Source organism: Faecalibacterium sp. Marseille-Q4164 (assembly GCF_017377545.1).
Lineage (GTDB): Bacteria > Bacillota > Clostridia > Oscillospirales > Ruminococcaceae > Faecalibacterium > Faecalibacterium duncaniae.
The window spans coordinates 25,737-49,401 of the sequence record NZ_JAFREJ010000010.1; the positions used below are offsets into that span (position 1 = coordinate 25,737).

Consider the following 23,665-nt stretch of genomic DNA (forward strand, 5'->3'; position numbering starts at 1 on the left):
TCAGAACGAGCCGCCTCCGCCGCCGTGGGTGGTGCCGCTGGAAGAGGTGTGGGTGGAGCTGCCGCCGGAATCGCTGGAGCTGGACTCCTTCGGCCGCTCGGTGCGGTGCACATCACGGTACAGGAACAGCTCCCGGCTGTTGGTCAGGTTCATGCTGCCCTCCCGCACATAGCTGGCGGCGTTCTCCTGGAACGCCACGCTGCGCAGCTGGCTTTTCATTACGCTGACGACGACCCATGCCAGCACAAGGCCGATGCCCACCGCAAGGACCAGGTACATGGGGGAAAGCGGGTCCCGGGGCAGGGTCTTTACATCATAGGGGCGGCCCGCCCGGGCAGCGTCGATGTAAGTATCCGACCACTGGACAAAGGTGCGGAAGGCGGCGGCGTAGTCCCCCTCCGCCATAAAGGGCTTCATCTGTTCGCCAAGGTACTGGATGCCGGCATCCGTAAAGGCGGTGATGCCGTAGCCGCAGGTGGAGATGTGCCATTTGCGGTCGCCCACGCTCACCAGCAGCAGCACGCCGTCCATATCGGGGCCGTAGCCGAACTGACAGTAATCATAGAGGTCATCGGCATAGGCCTCCATGCTGTCGTACCCCACGCTTTCCAGCGACTCAACGGTGGCAATGGTCACATCGAAGCTCTGGCGGAGGCTCAGCTCCTCCAGTGCATCCTCCAGCTCGCTGTCCTCTTCTGCAGTCAGGACATCCGCGCTGTCGTTCATGCGGTAGTACAGGTCGGCAAAGCCGCCCTCCACCGCAAATGCCGGAACGGTCAGGAGCACCGCAAGCACCAGTGCTGCCAGCGCCGCAAAGAGGGAGCGCAGGCGTTTGGAAGTCTTTTTCATCGTTCGTCCCTCCTTTACAGGATCCGTGCCAGCCACAGCAGCCACATCACGCCGTAGGACGCGGCGGAAAGGGCAGCCGTAAGGCCCAGCATCCACTTGCGGGCAGCGCCCTTGTCCACGGGCAGGTCGCCCACGAATTTGCCGGTCTGTCCGTTCATGGCAAACAGGTAGTTCTCGCCCCGCCAGCTGGTGCTCAGCAGCCAGACCGGGAACAGCGCGTACTTTGCCTTGCCGCCATGGAGCTGGATGCTGCTGTTTTCCACCTTGACCGAATCGTAACCGGTAACGGTCTGCTGGAACGTTTCCTCGGTGGAGCGGCGGATGCGCCTGTTGGCCCGCTCGATGCTGTCCTCGGCGGTCACATCATATTTGTCCGCCACATAGCCTGCCAGATAGGCGGTCTGGAAGGGGATGGCATCCTGCATGGCAAAGGGCTCGATGGATTCCATCAGGTCATCCTCGATCTTGGAGGAGCCGTCCACGGGCACCGCGTCAAAGCCCAGGGTGCCGTCCCGCCGGACAGAGTAGTAGTTGGTCTCGGTGTAGTCGTACTTGCTGTCCGACCAGCTGCGGGTCCGGGTGGCGGTGAACCGCAGCTGAGCGTCGGCATCGCTGTCAAAGAGCCAGAAGGGCACATACACGCCCTTGACCTCGTCGATGTGGTTCTGGCTGCGGAACACCCGGGGCAGCAGGGTCTTGCCCTTGAGGTGCTCCTGCAATTTGGCCTTGGCGGCCTTTTTGTCCAGCTTGAAGGGGATGATGAGGTCGGGCCGCAGCGCCCCGGCAAACTGTCCGGTGAGGACGATGGGGTTGCCGCAGAAGGGGCAGGCCGAAGCCGCCATGGTGTCGTCGCCCACGATCTCGCCGCCGCAGCTCTTGCAGCTGTAAGTGTGCAGACCGGCGGTCTCCCCTTCTGCCCAGCTGCCGCCGGGGGTGGTCCACTCCATCTCGCTGGGCTTTTCGTCCTTCAGTTCCTCGTCGTAGCCCTTGAGGGTATCCACGTCGAACTCGGTGTCACAGTAAGGGCATTTCATCTTCTGGGTGGCGCTGTCAAATTGGATGGCGCCATCGCAGCAGGGGCACTTGTATTCCAGCATTCCTGCCATAGCGTTTCCTCCTGTTGTTCCAAAGGGGGCCGGGGGCTCTTCCCCGGCCCCGCTGTTTTTGTGTTGGTCTTCCCGCCGAAGCGGTCGGCTCAGAAATCCGTAGTGATGCGGAACACCACCGGCTCGTCCGGCTCGGTGGCTTTGCCGTGGTGGCCCACTGCCAGGAAAGCGTTTTCCTCCAGCGGCAAAAAGACGTCAAAGGTGCAGAAGTCGCCGCACAGCTGGCACAGGGTCTCGCGCTCGCCCACGGGAAGGGACTTTTCCAAAAAAGTGCCGTCCGGCCCGTACAGCTCCCACACATAGCCCGTGTCCAGCAGATAGCCGTTGGGGCGCTTCATCATCACGGCGTCAAAGCTGCCCACCGGCTGCGAGCTGCGGGCCAGCTCATTGCCGTCCAGATCAAAGGCAGCAAAGTAATCATCGCCGCTGGATTCCAGCTCGCCCACCGTCAGCAGCTCGTCCCCGCTGAGGTTCAGGGAGGACATGCTGCAGAAGGGTCCGATCTCGTTATCCCCTTCCAGCGTCAGCTCGGTGTACTCGCCGTCCTGCACCAGCACCGGCGCGGAGTTGGTCCAGTAGATCACGGTCAGATCCCGGTCCTTGGAGGAATAGCAGCTGCCCGAGTAGTCCAGTGCGTCGCCGGGCTCCTCCGGGTCGCTGCTGTTCAGATCGTAGCAGTAGACGTCAAAGGTGTCCATGGCATACAGGATGCCATTGCGGTCGATGCTGAGGGCGTTGCTGCCGTCAATGTTGTACTCTGCCACCGGGGTCAGCCGGTCATCCTTGATGGCATACTCGAAGATCTTGGCAGACTGCTTTTCATCGTCCTCGTTGTAGAAGCTGAAGAAGTAATTGCCCCGGTAGCTGTCCGCGTGGATCAAATGATAGGCACCGCCTACCTCGCGGCGGACATCAAAGGGGATGTACTGCGCCTTGAAGGTGTATTCGCCGATGGTCAGTTCCCCGGTTTTGAACTGGGCCACAAGGGCCCCCGTGGGGGCAGCCTTCTTCCCTGCTGCTTCCGGCTGTGCCGAAGCGGACGGGGCACTGCTGCTGGAAGCCGGTGCACTGGAAACGCTGGAAGCGCTGGCGGCACCGGAGCCGCCGCAGGCGGTCAGCCCGAGGGCGGCGGTGGCAAGGCCCATGGCCTTGAGGAAATCTCTGCGCTGAATCTTTCTCATATCCGTTCCTCCTTTTGGGGTCACTGCACTTTTGCAAAGGCTTCGTCAGCACGGCGGCTGTACAATGCCATGCCGCCGGTCTGGGCATCGTTGGCCAGATTGATGTTCTCCACGAACTGGGCCTTTTCCTGCTCAGAGAGCTGCCCGCCCTTCATGGCGGCAGATGCCACGGCACCCATGGCACCGATCATACCCATCTGGCCCTTCAGCTCCCGTTCCTCGGCCTTGGACATCCGGCGGCCGAACATGCTGGTCTCATTATCGTGGACCCCGAAGATGTGGTCCAGATGCTGCCGTGCGATGTGGGCATAGCCGATCTCCCGCCGGTCCCGCTTGCTGAAGCAGATGACCAGCTCCTGCTTGATGTAGGGGTGGGGACGCATACCCCGCTGGGTCTGGGCCTCGGTGATGCCGCGGGGCTGCACCAGACGGATCTTCAGGCCGCCGCCGTTGAGGGTGGGTTCCTGGCCCGGCTCCTTGGCGGGGGTCTCGTCCAGATACTCCTCATAGCTGGCGATCTGGTCGTAGCGGATCAGCTCCGGCATCTTGCCCCGGCCGCCGGTGCGGTCGTCGATGTACAGCATTCCAAGCTCATCGCAGAACACCAGCCCCATTTGCGTCGGGGTGGAGGGGTATGCGTTGACCCGGAACTCGGTCTTGTCGAACACCTCGTCGAACACCCGCTTCATCCGGGCCATGTACTCCATGTGCTCCTTTGCTTCGTCCAGCGTCAGCTCACTGAGCCGGATATATTTGGAGCACTTGTTGCCACAGTCATCGCAGAGGAACTGTCCGTCCCGGAGCTTGGAGCGGTGCAGGGTGCCGCACTCCTTGCCGCAGACGGCACAGTTCTGTTTTGCGAACAGGTTGGAAAAGAATCCCATCATGGTATGCTCCTTTCATTGCTCTGTATTGTCAGGTCCGGTCGCTGTCGTCAAAGGGGTCGCCGCACTCCGGGCAGAACTTGGGCGGGTGAGCGGGGTCTGCCGGCTCCCAGCCGCATTTGTCGCACTTATACTTGGGCGTACCGGCGGGCTTTGGTTTGCCGCACTCGGAGCAGAAGCGGCCCTTGTTCACTGCGCCGCAGCTGCAAGTCCAGCCTTCTGCTGCCGCCGGGCGGGGCTTGCCACACTCCGGGCAGAACTTACCCGTAACGGTAGCACCGCAGCTGCAGGTCCAGCTGTCCGCAGCGGGCTTCGGCTCCGGCTTTTTGCTGCCGCATTCCGGGCAGAATTTGCCGGTAACGGTAGCGCCGCAGCTGCACTGCCAGCTGTCCGCCGGGGCGGGTGCGGGACGGCTGACCTGCTGGGGCGCGTCCACGCTGTCCGGATGGGCCTGCTGGCCCATGGCGAACAGGTTCTGGGCGCTCATGCCGCCCATGCCGCCTGCACCGGCCGCCATGCCCATGCCCATAAAGCCGGTCATGGCACCGGCGGTGTTGCCGGCGGCGGTCTTCATGGCATCGATCTGGCCGCCCACCAGACGGGCGGCAGCGGTGGTGGGGTCGGTGGTCATGGCGTTTTCTTCCCACTCTGTGATCTTCTTCTGCTGCTCCTCCGGGATGGACAGGGAGTTGATGTTGAAGGAGAACACCTCAATGCCCCGCTTTTTGCGCCAGACATTCGACAGTTGCTCGTTGAGCGCCTCGGAGATCTCCAGCGTGTGGGCAGGGATCTCGTAATACTGCACCTTGTTGGCCGAAAGGGTGGCAAGGGCAGGCTGCAGGGCGTTCATCAGCTCGCTCTTCAGCCGGGGTGCGATCTCCGATGCGTCATACTGGGTGGAGACGTTGCTGCACACGTTGGTGTAGAACAGCAGCGGGTCGCAGATGCGGCAGGTGAAGCTGCCGTTGCACCGCAGGTTCACCGAGAGCTTGTAGCCCCGCTCCTCGCTGACCACCACCCGGAAGGGAATGGGGGTGGCGGTGCCGTACAGGATCTCGCCCAGTTCCTTGGTGTTGATGTAGTACACCCGCTGGTCCTTGCCCGTGTCGCCGCCGTAGGTAAAGCGCTTGGCCACGGTCTGGAATGTCTGCGCCAGACTGTCGCCGAAGTTTCCGGTGAAGACGCTGGGCTCGGTGGACGAATCGAAAGTGAACTCGCCCGGCTCCGCGCACACCTCCACCACGCGGCCCTGCTCCACGATGAGCATACACTGGCCGTCTGCCACGGCGATGCCGCTGCCACTGGTGATGATGTTGTCCTCGCCATTGTTGGAGCTGCGGCGGGAAGTGCGCTTCTGGCCCTTGACCATCAGCACATCCTTATCCAGAGCGTCGCAGTAGAAAAATTCCTTCCACTGGTCTGCAAGAGTTCCGCCCAGTGCACCCATACCTGCTTTGATAAGACCCATAGTAATTTCCTCCTGTATGTTTTATTTGTGTAAACGATAACTTTTTTGTTATCGCACGGTTTCCGGTTTCGGTCACGGTACAAGGGTTAGATCCGGGGAGTCGTTTTTCCAGTAAATGGGACGCGTGTCCCGGTCAAACAGCACTTCTCCGGCGCGGTATTTCAGGCTGCAACCGCTGGGGCTGCCGTCATCGTTCAGCAAAATGGCCCAGAACTCGCAGGGCCTGCCGTTCTGGTCGGTCAGCGTGAAGTACAGCTCGGTACCGTCCTCGGTGCGGCCCTGTGTTCCCTCGGCGGTGCCGGTCAGGGTGCCGTTCCACCCGTCCCATTCCACGCTCATGCAGCAGCTGCCGTCCGGCAGGAAGGTCATCCAGCGGATGCCCTTTGCGGCCTCGTCTCCGGCGCGGTAAGTGCCCCACAGCCTGCGGGGGATGGCGGTGTAGCCGATGTCGTCCCACGCCTCGGTGCGCTGAAAAACGTACCAGACCTCACTGCCCTTTTTGGGGCCGGTGGACTGCATCCGCAGCGAGCGGTCCTCCATCATGGAGATGGTCCAGCGGCTTCTGCCGTCCTCGCTGAGGCATGTCAGGTTCCAGCCCTGACTTTTTTCCCCGTCCCAGCCGGTCACAGCGCCGGCATTCAGCTCTCCGGTGCGGGTCTCGGCAGCGGACTGGATCTGCGGGCTGACGTATGTTTCCCGGATGAAGGAGACGGTCACCGTGCCGGTGATCTCGGCCTTTTCCAGCCGCAAGGTAAAGCTTTCGTTGCGGTCGGCGGGGACACAGCTTTCACCCTGCGTCACCGCCGTGACTGCCATCCACTCGGCCAGCACCTGCCACTCCCAGTCCGGTGGCAGCGGCTGTGCGTCCAGCGGGATGGTCGGGGCATCGGTCACGTACTCCTCCCCGGAGGCGCTGAACCGGCGGATGAGAAAGGTAACGTTCCCCGCTTCGTCAAACGAAACCGGCAGCTCGTCCAGCGAAGTCCACCATGCGGTGTTTCCCTCTTTCAGGCTGCCGGGGGGCAGCATTCCTCTCTCGATGGCGGCTTGACGGTCCAGCTCATCCCGGCGCTTCACGTCGCGGTAAAGCGCCTCTTCCAGCGCAGCGGGGTCTGCCCCCATGCGCTGCAGCATCTGGGTGACGGTCAGCTGTTTTCCGCTGTCAAAGTCAAAGCACCAGCCCCAATGGAAGGGTGCATCCGTACCGCCATAGCAGCTGCTGACCACAAGGCTGACGCAGTCGCCGTACCAGCTGGCGTTCCAGTTCATCTCAATGCAGATGTCCCACGAATCTGGGTCGGCTGCCGCCGGGCAGTCTGCGTACTCCTGCACATCGTATTCGTAGAGCTGGGCGATCTCAGCGTTGATGCGGGCAGCATCGGCGCTGTCGCTTTCCAGCCGGGGCAGATGGATGTTCAACCGGACCTTGCCGCCGTTTTCCGCCTGCACCACCTTTTCAAGGGTGTACTGCTCGGTGATCATCACGGTGGCGTGCATGGAATCCGGCGGGGTCGATTTCAGCTCCCGGCTGCCAGCCGGGCGGGCAGAGGCTGCGGTCTTTGCCCCGCAGCCCGCCAGCAGCGCTGCCAGCAAAACTGCCGGTATCCAGCGGAATGCTTTGTGTTTCATGGTGGTTCTCCTGTGTTCTCAGCGGCTCCCGCCGGGGTCAGGGATCCGGGCAGCGGATCAGCTGCAGCTGGGTCTCGCCCTCGGCAAAGGGGTTTTGCCCGGCGATCATGGTAAGGTTCAGGGTCTCGTTGTACAGGTCGTACTTCACCGCCGCCACAAAGGTGATGCCCGGCATCCCGTCTGCCGTCTCGCTGGTAGAGACGCCCAGCACCATGCCCTCCGGCACCACGCCCAGATAGTCGGCGTAGCCCTGATAGAAAACGTTGTTGTCCTGCACGCCCATCTGGACGGAACCGTTGCTTTCCACGTCCATCCAGTCAAACTGGTTGTCAGACATGTCGTTGAAGGCACCGACGGCCTCCGAGGGGATCTCCTGCATGTTCCACTCTGCTGTCAGGGGAGCCAGCTCCAGCACAGAGCCATCCTCCTGATGCAGAATTACCTCTTTGCCGCTGCGTTCCAGCGCCACGCCGTTGTTTGCAATGTAGATGGGGTCCTGGCAGACCAGAGCGCTGCCGAACATAAGGCAGTGCAGCACATCCACATACTCCACCACGCCGTCCCTGGTCAGCAGATAGACCACCGGGTGGAAGGACGCGCCCAGTTCTCCGATGCACACATCCACATACTCATTATAGATGCCAAGGATGGGGTAGGTGCGGTCCTGTTCCAGCCGGATGCCGTAATCCGCGTCCCATGCGGCGGTCTCCGGCGTGCGGCGGAGGGTGACGGTGCCCTGGGTTCCTTCCAGCTGCACCGAAGCGCTGCCGTAAGTATCGGTCAGCACCGGGGTGTCGGCGGGGGTCAGCGGGATCTCCACATCCAGCTGCCGCCAGCCCCACCCGGCGGGGGAGCTGCACCCGCCCCGGAGCACCAGCCGGTCCTGCTCCGGCAGCAGCAGGCACAGGTCATCCAGCTGGTTGTTTTCCAGCGTGTTCATCCGCATGCTTGCCAGATTGCCGCCGCTGCGCAGGCCCTCGTAGTAGCCGCCCTGCGCCATATTCCGGTCAAAGGTCTGCATGGCCTCGCGCAGCATCTGCTGCTGCACGGCATCCGGGTCCAGCCCCATGCGCTGAAGCATTTCAGCCACGGAGACCTGCTTTCCGGTGGCAAAATCGAAGCACCAGCCCCGGGAATACCCCGGATCGGTACCGCCGTCGTAGCGGAACATCACAAGGCTGACGCAGTCGCCGTACCAGTAGGCATCCCAGTTGATATAAGTATCATAAGTATCCGGGCTCCCCTCGTCCTGCTGGGGCTCGATCTCCGGGCTGTCCTCGTACTCTCGGAATTCTGCCGCATACATGGCGGCAAGCTCATAGTTGATATAAGCGGCGTCCGGGCTGTAGCACACAAGCTGCGGCACATGGATGTTCAACTTCTGTGCGCTGCCCCACTCGTACAGCTGGATGGTCTTTTCCAGCGTGAACTGCTCGGTGATGCGGTCTTTTTGTGCTGTCTGCACCGCCGTGTCTGCGGTGCTCTGGGGGACAGTGCCGGAGCCTGTGGGGGCAGCGGGAGCCGCTGCGCTGCCGCACCCCGCCAGCACCACCGCCGCCGCCAGCACCGCAGCGGCAAGGCGTTTGTGTTTCATGGTGGTTCTCCTTGTTTTCTCAACCGTAGCTGCGGTTCATCTGCAGCTGGGTCTCGCCCTCGGCAAAGGGGTTTTGCCCGGCGATCATGGTCATGGTCAGGTTCTCGTTGTACAGGTCCATCTTGAACGCCGCCACAAAGTTGAGCCCCGCATCCGTAGAGATGCCCAGCACCACGCCCTCGGGCACAACGCCCAGATATGCGGCATCGCCCTGATCCATGCGGCTGTTGTCCTGCATGCCCATCTGGACGCTGCCGTCACTGGTCAGGTCCATCCAGCTCCAGCCGGTTTCGTCGGTATAGTTGTAGGAGCCGATGACGGAATAGGGGATCTCCTGCGCGCTCCACTCTGCCGACAGGGGAGCCAGCTCCAGCACAGAGCCATCCGCCCGGCGCAGGTTCACCTCGCTGCCGCAGAGTTCCAGCGCCACACCGTTGTTGGCAAAGTAGATGGGGTCCTGGCAGATCATGGCATCCCCGAACAGGAGGCAGCGCAGCACGTCCACATACTCCACCACGCCGTCTTTGGTCAGCAGATAGACCACCGGGCGGAAGAAGCCGTCCTCCTGCTCCCCGATGCACACGTCCACATATTCATTGTAAGCGCCAAGGATGGGGTAGGTGCGCGTCTGTTCCACCCGGATGCCAATGTCGCCCCATTGGTCGGTCTTTGGCGCGGGGCTCAGGGTGATGGCGGCCTGCGTTCCCTCCAGCTGCACCTGCACACCATCGTAGGTATCGGTCAGCACCGGGGGATCGGCGGGGGCGGCGGAGGTCAGCGGGATCTCCATATCCAGCTGCTGCCAGCCTTCTTCACAGCTGTACTTTCCACGGAGCACCAGCTGATCCTGCTGTGGCAAAAGCAGGCACAGGTTTTCCAGTTCATTGTATTCCAGCGTGTCCATTCGCATTTGCGAAAGCTCTCCGCCGAGACGCAGGCCCTCGTAATACGCGCCCTGCGCCATCTCCCGGTCAAAGGCCTGCATGGCCTGCCGCTGCACCTGCTCCTGCACGGTGTCCGGGTCCAGACCCATGCGCTGCAGCATCTCGGCCACGGTGATCTGCTGGCCGGTGGCAAAATCGAAGCACCAGCCGCTGTAACGCCACGGGGCGGTGCCGCCGTAGCGGCTGCGCACCACCAGGCTGACGCAGTCGCCGTACCAGTAGGCATCCCAGCCCACACCGATCTGCGGGTACTCGCCGCCCGGCTGCCCGGCCTCCTCGTAGGCCTCATATTCCCGGAAATCCGCCGCATAGATGGCGGCAAGATCCTTGTTCAGGCTTACGGCATCCGGGCTGTCGCATTCCAGCTGCGGCACATGGACGGAAATGTACTGCACCTCTTCCTCTCCCCACACGCCCGAAACGTTCTTTTCCAGCGCGAACTGATCGGTGATGCGCTCCTTCTGGGCTGTCTGCACTGCCGTGCTTGCGGTGCTTTTGGCAGCTGCACCGGAGTTTGCGGGGGCAGCGGGGGCCGCTGCGCCGCCGCAGCCGGTCAGCCAGAGAGCCGCCGCCAGAACCACAGCAGCAAAACGTTTGTGTTTCATGGCTGTCTCCTTTTCGTCATTCATCGTTGGTGGGGTTTTCTGGCGTACGCATGATATAGGCCGCCCAGTAGGTCTTGCCCTGAACATCCGCCACGGTGATGCCGATGTCGAACACGTCCACTTCCTGAGAGTCCATGGGGCCCGGGGCATAATTGAATTTTCCTTCCAGCTCATCCATCAGGGCCTTGAACTGGGCCTGATTGGCCGGGTAGGGCCGGTCCAGATAGTAGCGTTTCTCTCTGTAATGGTCCAGCTGGATGCCATAGCAGTTGTGGTGGATGCTCCGGATGAAGCCGGTGGAGCCTCTGCCCCATCCATAACCGCCCTCATCAAAGCCAGCCCACATTCCATCCACATAATCGCCGTTCATCCGGGCTTCCAGCCCTTCCTCTGCGGAGAAGGAAGGAGTGTCGTAGTCCACAAACATCTGCATTTCGGACTGAATGGAGTGTTCCAGACCCGCATTGTACTGCAGTTTGAAGTACTGCACCTTCCGCCGGGTCAGCTCGGCATTGATGATCTCAAAGATCTTTCTGCCGTCCCGGATCACCGGAATAGGGGGCGAATCGGGAGCCTCCGGAAGCGGAGGGCCAAGGGTGGTGATCTCCCCACTGTAAAAGGGGTCGTAGGCAGAGGGGGGGAGGGAGCTGCCGGAGTCCGGGATGTCCGACGCACCGGAACCGCCAAAGCCCTCGTCCTCACAGGCGCTCAGGGCCAGCATCACCGCCGATGCGCCGGAGAGCTTGAGGAACGTCCGTCGGTCGTATCGTTTCATGGGGGTGCTCCTTTCTATAAAGCCCCGGACACAGGGGGAGTGTGCCCGGGGCAAAAGGGGGAAGTCTGGTTATCTTATGCCTTGTTATTTCGGAACACAACAGCGGTCATGTAGGTCTTGCCCTGAACCACCGGGCAGTAGATGCTGATGAACTCTGCCTTGGCGCTATTAGAATTGTTCAGCAGTTTTGCTACAAAAGTCCGAACGGCAGTATCCTCGCAAGAATACGCATCCTCCAGAGCCACCACCATATCGGGAGACGGTTCGGAGATTCCGGCCATACCTGCCAAACTGTCCTTGCCATACTTGTTCAGTATCTTGTCCTCAAGTCCATTGAGTTCCCCAAAAATGATCTTGTGGTCAGGGTCTTTCAACGTATGCGGTGTCTCGTTGGCCTCTTCAAAAACACGTCCGTAGCACCTTATGGCACCCACCGCATCCTGATTGAGGGTCAGCTGCTCATGGACAACCGCCTTTGCATCGTACTTTTCCTTCCAGACCTTGTTGATGGCTGCCACCAGCTCGGCTTCTTTGGACGTAGTGGGTGCGGGAGGTGCGGGAGGTGCGGGAGGTGCGTAGGGCTCGTCGCCGCAGGCGGCCAGTGCCATCATTGCAACGGCTGCGCCGGTAAGGGTGAGGAATGCGCGTCTGTTCAGTTCTTTCATGGGGTGCTCCTTTCAATACAGTATATTATAGATTACGGTTCGGGATTTGCGGGAAGTCCGTGCATCCCTGCCCCGGTTCAGTGCTGTGAATAGTTTACCATTACCGCCACCGCATAGGTCTTGCCCTTAATGGTGGGGCAGTAGAGCCCGATCATCCACTGCTCGGGATGCGGACTCACCAGTCCAGGCCCGGCCAGATACCGCACAAACTCCCTGACCTCGCTCTGACTATGAGGATACAGTTTCGTTAATTGCGTACCGTCATGGGTGCTGTTAGAAACTCCCCCAGTCCCCCGATAGCTTCCGCTTCCATATTTTTTATCGATTTCCGCTATCATTTCAGCCTCACGGTCTTTGTAGTCGTAGAATACATCATCAGGCAGGTTCCATTTGCGGAAATCCTCCTCGTCCATTTCAGGGTCATAGGTTTCAAAGGGGCTGGCTGTAAACTTTGCGAGGTCGGCAGCCTCCTGACAGTAGACCACAGACTTGCAGATATCAAGTTTGGGATTGGGGGCTACTTGTTTGTTGACTTCATACCAGACCTCGTTGATGGCTTTGAACAGGGCCAGCTCTTTGCTCTCAGAGGCCGGAGGTGCGGGAGGTACGGAGGGCTCGCCGTCGCAGCCTGCCAGCGAGAGCGCCACAACGGCTGCGCCGGTAAGGGTGAGGAATGCGCGTCTGTTCATCTCTTTCATGGGGTGCTCCTTTCTGTTGGTCCCCCCCTGTTTTTCCGGGGGGCTTTGTGGGGCGTGGGGTTCTCGGTACTTGCAGTCCGCTCCATCTTATGCTATCCTTATGAATAGAATCCGCAGTTGCCCGTCGACACGTTTTGTGCACAGCGACAGGCTTTCTGCACCGGTGCGAGACCTCTTCTGTTTGTACTGTACCATACCCGGAAAAAAATTGCCCCCCCAGAAAAGCCGTTTTTGGGGGGCAATTTGAAAATAAATTTTGGGGATTTTGGGCCTTCCCCGCAAAGAATCCCCCCAAAAAGCCCAAAATTGGGGGGATTTGGGGCGGCTGCCCGCCAAGGCAGGCCGCTGCGGCCCTTCTTTTGCCGGTTTTCCCCTTGGCTGCAAAATGCGGAAAGGAATCACGAACATGGAACGAAGGACATTTTTGAAGCTTGCGGCAGTTCTCCCCGGTCTGGCTCTTACGGGCTGCGGCGGCAGCAAGACCCTGCTCTCTGCCAAGGACCCCACCATGCTCAGCATCTGGCATGTGTACGGCGAACAGGCAGACTCGCCCATGAACCGCCTGCTCACCGAGTTCAACGACACCGTGGGCAGGGAGAAGGGCATTCTGCTCAATGTGACCAACATGACCAACAGCGCCGCCATCGGTGGCCAGCTGCAGGATGCCAAGGCCGGGAAACCCGGCGCGCTGGATCTGCCGGACCTGTTCTCGGCCCACCCCTCGGATGCCAGCGCACTGGGCATTGAGACCCTTGTGGACTGGAACGACTGGTTCACCGCCGAGGACATGGCGGCCTATGTGCCCGGCTTTGTGCAGGACGGCATCATTGAGGGGCGGCAGGTGGTGTTCCCGGTGTCCAAATCCACCCAGCTCATCTTCCTCAACGGCTCCCAGTACGCCCGATTTGCGGCGGATACCGGGGCACAGCTTTCCACCCTTGCCACATGGGACGGCTTTTTTGAGATGGCCGCCGCTTACCGGCAGTGGTCGCAGGGCAAGCCCTTCTGCGCGCTGGACTACCCCTTGCGTCTGGTGGAGCTGAACGCGCTGGAACAGGGCAGCGGCGAACTATACAAGGACTGCTGGTACGACCTGACCAATGAAGCTTTCCGTACCTCGTGGATGGAGTTTGCCCGGGGGCTGGTGCAGGGCGATATTCTAATCTCGGACCTGTACTCCAACACGCAGGTGATGACCGGCGAAACGCTGGCGGGCCTTGGCAGCTCCGCGGCCATCCTCTATTATAATGATTTCGTCACCTACCCGGACAACACCACCGAGCCCACCGACCTGCTGCTGGCTCCCCTGCCCCACGCCGCCGGGACCACCACGCCCCTGATGCCGCAGGCCGGTGTGGGCCTGTGCGCCTTTAAGACCACCGACCAGAAGGCCGAAGCCGCCGCTGTGTTCCTGCGCTGGTTCACCGAGCAGCAGCGCAATCTGGAATTTGCCGCCGACACCGGATATATGCCGGTATCCAGCGCCGCCTTTGATGCCATTGCGGACTATCCGTTCGAGCAGCAGAGCTACCAGCGGCTGTACGATGTTTACAACGAGATGCGTCTCCAGAACACCCCCCTGTCCGAGCCGGGCATCGTGGGGTACCACGCCAAGGCAAAAGCCTTGTACGACAGCCTGCGCCAGAAGGACTACCCCCAGCGGCTTGCCAACGGCGAAACGCTGGAAGCCCTGACCGAGGAGACCTGGCAGCTGCTGTGTGACAATGCCTGAACCCGCAGCACAGCCAAAAAGGGGGAACTTTGATGCACTTTTTTGCCCGGCACCGTGAGAATATCCGCCAGAGCTCCATGAGTTCCCGGCTGCTGTGGCCCTGCCTGCTGCTGGCTGCGCTGCTGCTGCTGACCTTTGGCGCGGCGCTGTTCCTGTTTGCCAGCCTGCACAACACCAAAAAGGACACCACCCGCAGCCTGGAGATCCAGTATTCGGTGTTCCAGAACGATATGGAGCGCTATTTTGACCAGCTGGCGGTCATGGGCGTGAACCTCTCTGAGGATATGGGCGCTCTGGTGGACCGGCAGCTTGCCAGCCGGGAGATGACCTTTGACCAGCTGAACGACTCCCCCGAGGTGCTGAACGCGCTGGAGGAGGAGATGATCGAGCCGCTCTGCCGCAGCCTGCGCCGGACCAGCTGCTCCGGTGCCTTTGTGCTGCTGGATGCCACCGTCAATACCCGCATGGAGGGGGCCGGGTACTCCCGCGCCGGGCTCTATGTGCAGAAAGGCGGTGCCGACACCCCCACCGTGCCCCTGCTGCTCTACCGCGGCAGCGCCGATGTGGGCAAGACCCACAGCGTAATGCCCCACCGCAAATGGCGCATGGAATTCCAAACCGACCAGTTCCCGGACTACGACCGCTGGATGACCCCCAGCAGCACCCCGCTGTACCAGGCTTATACGCTGACGGAGCGGTTCAGCCTCCCCGGCACCTCGGAGGAGGTACAGCTGTTTTTGCTGCCCCTGCGGGGCCGCGATGGCACCATGTACGGGCTGTGCGGCTTTGAGATCAGCCAGAGCTTTTTCAAGCAGAACTTTGCCCAGCCCACCGGCTTTGACCACCTGATCTGCCTGCTTGCCCCGGCAGACAGCGGGCTGAACGCCAGCGCCGCCCTCAGCAGCGGCACCACCGACGGCTACTTCCACGCCCCCCGGGACACGCTGGTGCTGCGCAGCATGGGCGGCAGCCTGACCCAATTGATCGGCTCCGACAGCGCCTATGCAGGCATCTCGGAGCTTTGCCGCCTGAGCGAGAACCAGTCCTACCGGCTGGCCGTCTGCATCCCCATGACGGACTACCGCAGGCTGATCTTTTCCGGCAACCTGCAAATGCTGCTGATCGGCCTGTTCATCCTCTTTTTTGTGGTGTTCTGCTGCATGTACTTCCACCAGCACATCCTCTCGCCTGCGTTCCGGCAGTTTGAGGAGGACCGGCGGGAGTCCCGGCGGCGGATGGACGAGCTGCAGATGGAGCGCCAGCAGATGCAGACAGAGCTTTCCCGGCTGGCAGACGTGTGCCGCAACGAATCCGTCCCCGATGCCTTCCAGACCTTTCTGGAGGGCATCCCCAACCTGACAAAGACCGAGCGCCGCATCTTTGACGGCTATGTGGCCGGGCTGCGCTCCCGGGAGATCGTGGAGCAGCTGGACATCAAGGACAGCACCCTGCGCTTCCACAACAAGAACATCTACGAAAAGCTGGGGGTCAGCTCCCTCAAGCAGCTGCAGCAGTTTGCCGCGATCCTGAATTCCGGCGGCAACAGCGCCCCCGACTCCGCCCCGGATGAAAGCGGCCCCAAAAAGGCCCGCTGAACCGCCGCTCCCGCGCCGCAGCTTTCGCTGAAAAGATGCAAAAAGAGCCGCCGCACCTCACACAGGTGCAGCGGCTCTTTTATATTGATTCTAGGTTCCGGACGCTCCGGGGACGCTTCCGGCAGCTTAGTACAGCTTTGCGCCGGCAGGGATGTGGGGATCCACCATCAACAGGTGGAGGCCCTCATGGCCGTCCTCCACCTGTGCCGCCAGTTTCAGCACATCTACCACATTGGTGACCTTCTTGGCAAGGTTCGCTCCGACATATTCACGCATCATCTCGAAGATCTCACACCGCAGGGGCATGGTGTCCACCATTCTGCCGTTCTCCCTGCATGGATTTCCTGCCCCCTCTCGGCGGCGTTTCCAGGCTCTCCCTTGCGGGGTCATCGCCGGGTATCCCATGCAGACGGTCATGCGGTTTTCAAGGTGCGGTGCTGGATCTGGCAATAAAAAATCGCCACACAACAACCTGAACCTAACCATCCCTTCCGGGATGGCCTTGGTTCGGGTTCGTTATGTAGCGATAAGAAAGTCAAAAACTTGCGCCGACTCCTTCGGGAGCCGAGCTGGAACTCTAAGATAAATATGTTATATTAAATTGTTGGGATAGATTACCACAAAAATCGAGCCGTGTCAACGTGAACTTGTCGGGGCAAGGCCCCTCCATCTTGCTGCGCAAGACCGTTCTGCCGCTTAAAAGCCCCACTGGGGCTTTCATTGCTCTGCTGCGCTACGCAAACGCGAACTTTTGAGAACGCGTCACTTTCGGCAGCTTGCAAGAAAAGGCGAGGAAAACTTTGGCAAAAAGAGAGAGGGCTGGACGACGCCTACCCTCTTGACAAAAAGTAATCTGGCTATCCGGTTTTTAAGAATCGTCCATTCTTTAAAGAATTGTCCATAGACAAATCTGCAAGCAGCCTGTAAAATACTTTGCAGGTAGTCAAAGCTAACCTCGAACCACTTGAGAAGGTAATTTCTATATGAAAAAGACACGACTGACGATCATTCTATTGATGATTCTAACGCTTGTTTCTGCAATTATTACGCTTTGCATGGGAGCAGTCCGCATTCCGGTACAAGATACACTATCGATCCTGCTTCGGCACCTGTTCGGGACAGACACAGGCACCTCGGTATCTTTGGCATTTGAACAGATCGTCTGGCAGATCCGAATGCCCCGAATTATTCTGGGCTTTCTGGCCGGAAGCGGGCTGGCGCTCTGTGGCTGCGTGATGCAGGCAGTTGTCCAAAACCCAATGGCAGACCCATATATTCTTGGTGTGTCGGCAGGCGCAACGCTGGGAGCCACTGGTTCACTCTTTTTAGGGCTGGGCGTGATCTCCGGCTTTTGGGCCTTTGTAGGAGCAGGCGGTGCCTGCTTTCTCGTATTGGCCCTCTCCTCGGCGGACGGTAAAACCACCTCGGTCAAACTGATTCTCTCCGGCATGATTGTCAATGCACTGCTGACAGCATTTTCCAACTTTATCATTGCGGTAGCAGGCGATTCGGACGGTATGATGTCCATCAAGTTCTGGACGATGGGCTCCCTGACCCGCGCCGGATGGAAAAACATCGGCCTTATCACACTGATCGTACTGGCGGCAGCAGTCTTTTTCCGGACGCAGGCGCAGACGCTGGATGGCCTGATGTTGGGCGAGGAAGCAGCTTCCACCATCGGCATCAACACCTTCCGGTGTCGGTTGGTTTACCTGCTGGTGCTCTCGGTGCTGACCGGTGCACTTGTATCGGTTTGCGGCACTATCGGATTTGTGGGGCTCATCATCCCGCATGTTTCCCGCGCCATTGCCGGCACAGCCCACCGAAAACTACTGCCGATTGCGGCATTATCCGGCGGACTGTTCATGCTTTGGGTAGATGCCATCGCCCGCAGTCTGATTCCCAACACCGAGCTGCCTGTGGGCATCTTCACCGCCTTGATGGGTGCGCCGTTCTTCGTCTATGTGATGGTGCGTAAAAAATATGGATTTGGAGGCAATTGAATGAGACTGGATGCGAAAGACGTAAACATTTCGATTTCCGGCAAACCAATTGTACAGCATCTCTCCATTGAGGTGCCGGACCGGAAATTCTCGGCCTTGCTGGGTGCCAACGGCAGCGGCAAGACCACTCTACTCCGCTCCATCTACCGCACACAAAAGATGGACAGCGGCATCGTTCGTCTGGATGACGAGGACATCACACACTTTCCCGGCAAAAAGCTGGCGCGGAACATGGCGGTGATGGGACAATTCAACCAGATCAATTTTGACTATACCGTGCTGGACATCGCCCTGATGGGACGGTATCCCTTCCATTCCTTGCTGGAGCAAGAACGGGAGAGGGACTACGAGATAGCTTTGGAAGCACTGGACAAGGTTGGTATGAAAAACTACCGTGACCGTAACTTTCAGTCTCTCTCGGGCGGCGAAAAGCAGCGAGTGGTTCTGGCCCGCGCGCTGACCCAGTCGCCCAAGATCCTGATCCTAGACGAACCGACAAATCATCTGGATATCCGTTATCGGTTAGAAATCCTTTCAATCATCAAAGATTTGCAGATCACGGTCCTGGCAGCGCTGCACGATCTGAGCCTTGCAGCACAATTCTGCGACCACCTCTATCTGATGAAACAAGGCGAAATTGTAACGCAGGGCCAGCCTCAAGCGGTGATAACCCCCGAAAATCTGCGCCGAATCTTTGATGTAGAAGCCTGTGTGTACCCCAGCCCGATCAACGGAAAACTGATGATTCAATATCTATAACAAAAACGCGGGAGTACCCCGCAGAAAGAGGAACCTTTATGAAAAAGAAAACCCTGAGTGTTGCTGCCGCGGCACTGGCAGCCGTCATGCTGACCACTGGCTGTGGTCAGACCGCATCTTCTGTGGCATCGTCTGCTGCCGCCTCCTCTGAGATTGCTTCGTCTGTTGCCGAGAGCACCGTCTCCGCCGAAGAGACCTCTTACCCCCTGACCCTGCAGATTTATGACGCTGATGGCAATGCTGTGGATATGACCTACGATCATGCCCCCGAAAAGGTGCTGTCCACCCAGTTGTCCATGACCGAGCTGCTCATTAAGCTGGGGCTCAAGGACAAAATTGTCGGTGTGTTCGATAATGACAACGCCCTGAAAGGCGACATCGCCGATGAAGTTGCTTCGCTGAACAGCCTTGGCGATAAGAAGTCTGTTTCCAAGGAGACTATCCTTGCCACCGAGCCGGATCTGATCCTTGGCAAGGGTCCTCTGATGTTCACCGAAAGCAGCATTGGCACCGTCCAATCCTATCAGGAACTGGGCATTCCCGTCTATACCGAGTTGGCCAGTGCTTCCACTGACCAGGCTCTGGACAACATCGTAGAAGATGTGCGGAACATTGGCGAGATTTTCAACGTGCAGGAGACTGCAAACGCTTACGCTGACGAGCTGCAGGAGAGAATCGACGCGCTGATGGACAAGGTCAGCGGCCAGAGTGGAGAGCCCCTGAAGGTTCTGTTCATGGCTGGCTACGCCGATGGCACCTTCGTGGCCTTCAATTCCAAGATGAGCAGTTGTATGCTGAATGCCCTGAACGCTGAAAATGTTCTGGACAAGGGCGGCAACGGCCTGACGCTGGAGAATCTGGTCTCCATGAACCCGGATATCATCGTCTACGTCCGCGCAGACCGCTTTGGTTCCACCGATGCCGACGCGGTGGAGCAGCTGACCTCCAACGCCGTCGTGCAGGAGGTTCCCGCCATCGCCAACCAGAAGGTCATCGAGATGGATTATGATGACGTAATGGACTACGGTGCACGGGTCATCGATTCTGCTGAGACCCTGTACAACTTCATGTACAGTGCATCTTAACGGAACCTGAAATCAAAAATTTCGGTTATGGCAGAATACGGGTGGGCGGAAAGCCCATCCGTTTTTTGTAAATGCGGCTGAAATAACAGGCATCTCGGTAGCCGACCTCATGAGCGGCCTGTGTCACAGTGTAGTCGCCGGAACGCAAAAGCTCAGTGGCTATTCGGACACGATAATTGATGAGGTAATCGATGGGGCGGATGTTTTTGTACTTATAAAAGAGATAGCTGACATGTCCAGCTTTCTCATTGACCTGCTCGGCCAGTGCGTCCAGCGTCAGCGGCTCTGCATAGTGCTCTGCGATGAAATCCAGCAGGATGCTCATGATTTGGCTTTCATTGTAAGTTTCCTCGGGCTGAAAATCTGCAAAAATCTGGGCGAAGAACTCTTCTGTCAGCTTTTCTTGCTGGTACTGGCTGCGGATGTCAGCGTCCGGGTGGAGCTTTAGGATCTGCTCCAGAATGGAAAAGGTCTGTTCCGGATTTTTGAGCTTGTGGGAGAACAGCAAAGGCCGGTCGTTTTCGTAGTACATATTGATGTAGTGGAAATCCTGCTCGCCCAAGGCCGAAATGGTCAGGGTCTTGTCGGGACATCCGTGCAGGAATAGTCCTCGCTTGGCAATGAAGGGTTCGTGCTCAAATGAGAAGATGGCCCGACCCGACACCGGAACAATCAGTGCACTTTTCAGGGTGCGGTAGCTATTACTCTCACCAGCGTGCAGGGTAAAGCTGCGGAAGCCGACAGACTCGATTCGGCCCTGATTGTATTCCTGAAATAAAATTTCCAGCGGATTAGGAAGCGCGGATATTTGATTCATTGGGAGCTCCTTTGTGCAAAAGCGGTTAGTTAATGCTAATATAGCACAAAATGCTACCGTTTGTCTATGTGGGGAGCACCCCACACTGCGTAATAATTGACAAAAAAGGGTGGTTATGGATGGATATTCTAAACCTCGGTTCACATCGAATTGGAGCCCGCTTCCCGGAAAAGGGACTGCGCAAAGGCAAAAATCCTGCAATCCTACTCAACGATGGGGAACTGATTGAGCAGTTGAATCTGCGCACGGAACGAGCAGTGTTGGTGGGGGTATACCCCAATAACAGACTTTCAGAGTATACCCCGTGGCCAGAACCGGCTTTTCGACCGGGCACACCGGATTTTGGCGGGCAGCTAGGACAATATCATCGAGAACTGAACAACGAAATTCTCCCGGCGCTTATAGACGAATACGCCCTTGACACGGAAAAACTGGCGTATGGCGGCTATTCGCTGGGCGGTCTGGCTGCAACCATGAGTCTCTGGGAAACAGATGCCTTTGCTGCAGTATTTTCCCTCTGTGGGTCGTTCTGGTATCCGGGTGTTGCCGATTTCATAGAGGAACATGTCCCCAAAAACTACTCCGCACAGGTTTATCTGCAAAATGGTATCCGGGAGGGCGAAGGCCACAACAACCGTCTGTGTGATGCCTATAGCTACGCCCAACGAGTCCACACTGCCCTGCAAGCGACATGTGGAGCTAAAACTGTGCTGGATGACTACGGCCATCATGACCGGCAAAGTGAGCGTCTTAACGCTGCACTGCGTTGGGTGGAACGTGTGCTATGAATCATTGGCGTAAATTTTGGCGTATGCTGAATCAAGGTGCATTTTATAATCACCAGCGACGAGCTGATTTAACCGCAGGGAACGCCGATTGGTAGCATAAAATCCTTATATGAAACAAAAAGCGGCAGCTACGTTGTTTTTCGCAACATAGCTGCCGTATCTTCGTTTTGGGAGTTCGGTGTACCTACTACACCAATCCGTCTATTCACTTCTTACACCACACCGCTTTGTAAGGCTCTTTTTCGGGAAAACGTCCCAAAATTGGTGTAGTTGTGGTGTAGTACCGCAGATGTCGCTTGAAATCTGTTCATAATTTCATCGTATCTGCGTTTTAATTTTGCATTTTACTGCTCAATCGGCTTCATCGTGGGGAACAGCAGAACATCGCGGATGGAGGCGCTGTCGGTGAGCAGCATGACCAGGCGGTCCACGCCGAAGCCCAGGCCGCCCGTGGGGGGCAGACCGTACTCCAGAGCGTTGACGTAGTCGTAATCCACCTGAGCCTTGCAGTCGGGCTCAATGGCCTTGCGCTCGGCGACCTGACGCTCAAAGCGGCCCTTCTGGTCGATGGGGTCGTTCAGCTCGCTGAAGGCGTTGCCGTACTCGGTGCAGTCGATGAAGTACTCAAAGCGCTCGGTAAAGGCGGGATCGTCCGGCTTGCGCTTGGCCAGCGGGCTGATCTCGACAGGATAATCATAGATAAAGGTGGGCTGGATCAGCTTGTCCTCAACAAAGGCATCGAAGAACTCGGCCAGAATGGCACCCTTGGTGGGGACCTCGGGCAGCTCCACATGATGCTCCTTGGCAGAGGCAATGGCATCCTCGTCGGACTTCCAATCGTTGAAGTCCACGCCGGAATACTTCTTCACGGCCTCCACCATGGTCAGGCGCTCCCAGTGGCTCATATCGATCTGCTTGCCCTGATAGGGAATGACCATGCTGCCGCAGATCTTGAGGGCCAGGCGCTTGTACAGCTCCTCCACCAGGTCCATCATGCCGTGGAAATCGGTAAAGGCCTGATACAGCTCGATGCTGGTGAACTCGGGGTTGTGCTTGGGGTCCATGCCCTCGTTGCGGAAGATGCGGCCAACCTCGTACACGCGGTCCATGCCGCCCACGATCAGGCGCTTGAGGTACAGCTCAGTCTCAATGCGCAGCACCATGTCCATGTTCAGGCTGTTGTGGTGGGTGTAGAAGGGACGGGCGGAGGCACCGATCTCAAAGGGGGTCAGGATGGGGGTATCCACCTCCAAAAAGCCCTTCTCGTCCAGATAGGCGCGGATCTCCTTCAGGATCTGGCTGCGCTTGACGAAGGTATCCTTCACCTCCGGGTTGGCGATCAGGTCCACATAGCGCTGACGGTAACGCATCTCGGTATCGGTCAGGCCGTGGAACTTCTCGGGCAGGGGGCGCAGGCTCTTGGCCAGCAGGGTCAGCTCGGTGGCACGAACGCTCAGCTCGCCGGTCTTGGTGCGGAACACCTCGCCCTTGACACCGATGATATCGCCCACGTCCAGCTTCTTGAAGGCGGCGTAGGCCTCCTCGCCCAGCTCGTCGCGGCGGACATACAGCTGGATATCGCCCTTGTCATCGCGCAGGTGAGCAAAGCTTGCCTTGCCCATCACGCGCTTGGACATCATACGGCCGGCCAGCGCGACCTGCTTGCCGCTGTCGGTCTCGTTGGGCAGCTCCTTGAACTCTTCCTTCAGGTCGGCAGAGTATGCGTCCTGCGGGAACTTGGTCAGGGTGAAGGGGTCGTTTCCGGCAGCCTGCAGGTCGGCCAGCTTCTGGCGGCGCACCTGCACCTGCTCGCTCTCAGACAGGCCCTGAGCGGGGTTTCTCTTTTGCTCTTCCATGGTTTCCTCCCGTTCAGGCTCAGTTTGCGGCGTGGGTGATGGCCAGCACTTCGTACTCGACGGTCTGGCCGGAGGGCAGCAGGACCTCAGCCTTCTCGCCCACGGCCTTGCCCAGCAGAGCGTGACCCACGGGGCTCTCGTCGCTGATCTTGCCGTTGATGGGGTCAGCCTCGGTGCGGCCAACGATGTCGTACTCCTCGGCCTCATCATCGCCGATCATCTTGATGGAGACGTGGGTGCCAACAGCAACGCTGTCCACGCTCAGCTCGCTCTCGTCGATGATCACAGCGTTCTTGACCATCTGCTCCAGCTCGGTGATGCGGTTCTCCACCAGACCCTGGGTGTTCTTGGCTTCATCGTACTCGCTGTTCTCAGAAAGGTCGCCGTGGCTGCGGGCTTCCTTGATCTCCTCGGCCAGCTCCTTGCGGCGGACCGTCTTGAGGTATTCCAGTTCGTCCTGCATCGCCTTCAGGCCGGAAGCGGACATCTTGATTTCTTGTGCCATTTTGGATCTTCTCCTTGTCTATTGGATTGACGCAGCCGCAAAGCCGCGCACGAATGCTATTATGACTGTTCTATTATAATAGCAAGCCGGGAGCTTGTCAATAAAAACCACGGCGCTAGAGCGGAAA

General features: G+C 58.9%; 21 protein-coding genes. 6 read left to right on the forward strand and 15 right to left on the reverse strand.

Annotation, left to right across the window (positions count from 1 at the left end):
* The 11 genes from J3352_RS09610 to J3352_RS09660 form a co-directional block, all read right to left on the reverse strand.
* Entirely contained in the window at positions 1-849 is an 849-nt protein-coding gene (locus tag J3352_RS09610; protein WP_005935438.1) for a TPM domain-containing protein, read from the reverse strand.
* Between the two features lie 14 nt (positions 850-863).
* The gene (locus J3352_RS09615) at positions 864-1,955 is read right to left on the reverse strand and encodes a hypothetical protein (RefSeq protein ID WP_005935435.1); all 1,092 of its coding nucleotides are present in this window, start codon (positions 1,953-1,955) and stop codon (positions 864-866) included.
* Between the two features lie 89 nt (positions 1,956-2,044).
* The gene (locus J3352_RS09620) at positions 2,045-3,136 is read right to left on the reverse strand and encodes a twin-arginine translocation signal domain-containing protein (RefSeq protein ID WP_156067197.1); all 1,092 of its coding nucleotides are present in this window, start codon (positions 3,134-3,136) and stop codon (positions 2,045-2,047) included.
* A gap of 20 nt (positions 3,137-3,156) precedes the next feature.
* A complete protein-coding gene (locus tag J3352_RS09625) occupies positions 3,157-4,023 on the reverse strand; it encodes a DUF4428 domain-containing protein (RefSeq protein ID WP_005935430.1) in 867 nt (288 codons plus the stop codon).
* A 28-nt stretch (positions 4,024-4,051) separates the two neighbouring features.
* Positions 4,052-5,488, reverse strand: a complete 1,437-nt coding sequence (locus J3352_RS09630; RefSeq protein WP_097773359.1) for an SPFH domain-containing protein — start codon at positions 5,486-5,488, stop codon at positions 4,052-4,054.
* Between the two features lie 72 nt (positions 5,489-5,560).
* Positions 5,561-7,117, reverse strand: coding sequence for a hypothetical protein (locus J3352_RS09635; protein WP_097773358.1), 1,557 nt, complete (start codon positions 7,115-7,117; stop codon positions 5,561-5,563).
* 37 nt (positions 7,118-7,154) lie between these two features.
* Entirely contained in the window at positions 7,155-8,711 is a 1,557-nt protein-coding gene (locus tag J3352_RS09640) for a hypothetical protein (RefSeq protein WP_005935416.1), read from the reverse strand.
* Positions 8,712-8,730: 19 nt separating this feature from the next.
* On the reverse strand, positions 8,731-10,260 hold the full coding sequence (locus tag J3352_RS09645; protein WP_035394861.1) for a hypothetical protein: 1,530 nt from the start codon (positions 10,258-10,260) through the stop codon (positions 8,731-8,733).
* 16 nt (positions 10,261-10,276) lie between these two features.
* A complete protein-coding gene (locus J3352_RS09650; RefSeq protein ID WP_005935410.1) occupies positions 10,277-11,035 on the reverse strand; it encodes a twin-arginine translocation signal domain-containing protein in 759 nt (252 codons plus the stop codon).
* Positions 11,036-11,109: 74 nt separating this feature from the next.
* Positions 11,110-11,700: a twin-arginine translocation signal domain-containing protein gene (locus J3352_RS09655; protein ID WP_005935407.1), complete on the reverse strand. Its 591-nt coding sequence runs from the start codon at positions 11,698-11,700 to the stop codon at positions 11,110-11,112.
* Between the two features lie 77 nt (positions 11,701-11,777).
* Positions 11,778-12,389 (reverse strand): twin-arginine translocation signal domain-containing protein, encoded by a 612-nt coding sequence (locus J3352_RS09660; protein ID WP_242699930.1) that lies wholly within the window; start codon positions 12,387-12,389, stop codon positions 11,778-11,780.
* Positions 12,390-12,804: 415 nt separating this feature from the next.
* Here J3352_RS09660 and J3352_RS09665 point away from each other — a divergent pair, with 415 nt between their 5' ends.
* Positions 12,805-14,130 (forward strand): ABC transporter substrate-binding protein, encoded by a 1,326-nt coding sequence (locus tag J3352_RS09665; RefSeq protein ID WP_035394859.1) that lies wholly within the window; start codon positions 12,805-12,807, stop codon positions 14,128-14,130.
* Positions 14,131-14,162: 32 nt separating this feature from the next.
* Positions 14,163-15,725 carry a helix-turn-helix transcriptional regulator gene (locus J3352_RS09670; protein ID WP_005935398.1) on the forward strand — a complete coding sequence of 521 codons (1,563 nt, stop codon included), beginning with the start codon at positions 14,163-14,165 and terminating at the stop codon, positions 15,723-15,725.
* A gap of 126 nt (positions 15,726-15,851) precedes the next feature.
* On the opposite strand, the gene J3352_RS09675 is transcribed toward J3352_RS09670, so the two are convergent.
* The gene (locus J3352_RS09675) at positions 15,852-16,043 is read right to left on the reverse strand and encodes a hypothetical protein (protein ID WP_035394857.1); all 192 of its coding nucleotides are present in this window, start codon (positions 16,041-16,043) and stop codon (positions 15,852-15,854) included.
* Positions 16,044-16,708: 665 nt separating this feature from the next.
* On the opposite strand from J3352_RS09675, the gene J3352_RS09680 reads away from it, so the two are divergent.
* Genes J3352_RS09680 through J3352_RS09690 form a run of 3 tightly spaced genes read left to right on the forward strand, consistent with a single transcriptional unit; the run spans position 16,709 to position 19,572 of the window.
* The gene (locus tag J3352_RS09680; RefSeq protein WP_097773354.1) at positions 16,709-17,728 is read left to right on the forward strand and encodes an iron ABC transporter permease; all 1,020 of its coding nucleotides are present in this window, start codon (positions 16,709-16,711) and stop codon (positions 17,726-17,728) included.
* A complete protein-coding gene (locus J3352_RS09685) occupies positions 17,729-18,487 on the forward strand; it encodes an ABC transporter ATP-binding protein (RefSeq protein WP_097773353.1) in 759 nt (252 codons plus the stop codon).
* A 38-nt stretch (positions 18,488-18,525) separates the two neighbouring features.
* Positions 18,526-19,572: an ABC transporter substrate-binding protein gene (locus tag J3352_RS09690; protein ID WP_097773352.1), complete on the forward strand. Its 1,047-nt coding sequence runs from the start codon at positions 18,526-18,528 to the stop codon at positions 19,570-19,572.
* 25 nt (positions 19,573-19,597) lie between these two features.
* On the opposite strand, the gene J3352_RS09695 is transcribed toward J3352_RS09690, so the two are convergent.
* On the reverse strand, positions 19,598-20,389 hold the full coding sequence (locus tag J3352_RS09695) for an AraC family transcriptional regulator (RefSeq protein ID WP_097773351.1): 792 nt from the start codon (positions 20,387-20,389) through the stop codon (positions 19,598-19,600).
* 119 nt (positions 20,390-20,508) lie between these two features.
* Between J3352_RS09695 and J3352_RS09700 the strand changes: the two genes are divergently transcribed.
* The gene (locus J3352_RS09700) at positions 20,509-21,177 is read left to right on the forward strand and encodes an alpha/beta hydrolase-fold protein (RefSeq protein WP_050762817.1); all 669 of its coding nucleotides are present in this window, start codon (positions 20,509-20,511) and stop codon (positions 21,175-21,177) included.
* A gap of 344 nt (positions 21,178-21,521) precedes the next feature.
* Here J3352_RS09700 and lysS read toward each other — a convergent pair whose 3' ends face one another.
* Both lysS and greA read right to left on the reverse strand, forming a co-directional pair.
* Positions 21,522-23,033: a lysine--tRNA ligase gene (gene lysS / locus J3352_RS09705; protein ID WP_097773350.1), complete on the reverse strand. Its 1,512-nt coding sequence runs from the start codon at positions 23,031-23,033 to the stop codon at positions 21,522-21,524.
* A gap of 19 nt (positions 23,034-23,052) precedes the next feature.
* Positions 23,053-23,538: a transcription elongation factor GreA gene (gene greA / locus J3352_RS09710; RefSeq protein WP_097773349.1), complete on the reverse strand. Its 486-nt coding sequence runs from the start codon at positions 23,536-23,538 to the stop codon at positions 23,053-23,055.
* Positions 23,539-23,665: the final 127 nt, after the last annotated feature.

Coding starts and splice junctions, on each gene's coding strand:
- J3352_RS09675 (WP_035394857.1), bottom strand. CDS start 16,043: ATGGTGGACACCATGCCCCTGCGGTGTGAGATCTTCGAGATGATGCGT.
- J3352_RS09655 (WP_005935407.1), bottom strand. CDS start 11,700: ATGAAAGAACTGAACAGACGCGCATTCCTCACCCTTACCGGCGCAGCC.
- J3352_RS09630 (WP_097773359.1), bottom strand. CDS start 5,488: ATGGGTCTTATCAAAGCAGGTATGGGTGCACTGGGCGGAACTCTTGCA.
- J3352_RS09625 (WP_005935430.1), bottom strand. CDS start 4,023: ATGATGGGATTCTTTTCCAACCTGTTCGCAAAACAGAACTGTGCCGTC.
- greA (WP_097773349.1), bottom strand. CDS start 23,538: ATGGCACAAGAAATCAAGATGTCCGCTTCCGGCCTGAAGGCGATGCAG.
- lysS (WP_097773350.1), bottom strand. CDS start 23,033: ATGGAAGAGCAAAAGAGAAACCCCGCTCAGGGCCTGTCTGAGAGCGAG.
- J3352_RS09700 (WP_050762817.1), top strand. CDS start 20,509: ATGGATATTCTAAACCTCGGTTCACATCGAATTGGAGCCCGCTTCCCG.
- J3352_RS09640 (WP_005935416.1), bottom strand. CDS start 8,711: ATGAAACACAAACGCCTTGCCGCTGCGGTGCTGGCGGCGGCGGTGGTG.
- J3352_RS09645 (WP_035394861.1), bottom strand. CDS start 10,260: ATGAAACACAAACGTTTTGCTGCTGTGGTTCTGGCGGCGGCTCTCTGG.
- J3352_RS09685 (WP_097773353.1), top strand. CDS start 17,729: ATGAGACTGGATGCGAAAGACGTAAACATTTCGATTTCCGGCAAACCA.
- J3352_RS09670 (WP_005935398.1), top strand. CDS start 14,163: ATGCACTTTTTTGCCCGGCACCGTGAGAATATCCGCCAGAGCTCCATG.
- J3352_RS09620 (WP_156067197.1), bottom strand. CDS start 3,136: ATGAGAAAGATTCAGCGCAGAGATTTCCTCAAGGCCATGGGCCTTGCC.
- J3352_RS09695 (WP_097773351.1), bottom strand. CDS start 20,389: ATGAATCAAATATCCGCGCTTCCTAATCCGCTGGAAATTTTATTTCAG.
- J3352_RS09635 (WP_097773358.1), bottom strand. CDS start 7,117: ATGAAACACAAAGCATTCCGCTGGATACCGGCAGTTTTGCTGGCAGCG.
- J3352_RS09615 (WP_005935435.1), bottom strand. CDS start 1,955: ATGGCAGGAATGCTGGAATACAAGTGCCCCTGCTGCGATGGCGCCATC.
- J3352_RS09660 (WP_242699930.1), bottom strand. CDS start 12,389: ATGAACAGACGCGCATTCCTCACCCTTACCGGCGCAGCCGTTGTGGCG.
- J3352_RS09680 (WP_097773354.1), top strand. CDS start 16,709: ATGAAAAAGACACGACTGACGATCATTCTATTGATGATTCTAACGCTT.
- J3352_RS09650 (WP_005935410.1), bottom strand. CDS start 11,035: ATGAAACGATACGACCGACGGACGTTCCTCAAGCTCTCCGGCGCATCG.
- J3352_RS09610 (WP_005935438.1), bottom strand. CDS start 849: ATGAAAAAGACTTCCAAACGCCTGCGCTCCCTCTTTGCGGCGCTGGCA.
- J3352_RS09690 (WP_097773352.1), top strand. CDS start 18,526: ATGAAAAAGAAAACCCTGAGTGTTGCTGCCGCGGCACTGGCAGCCGTC.
- J3352_RS09665 (WP_035394859.1), top strand. CDS start 12,805: ATGGAACGAAGGACATTTTTGAAGCTTGCGGCAGTTCTCCCCGGTCTG.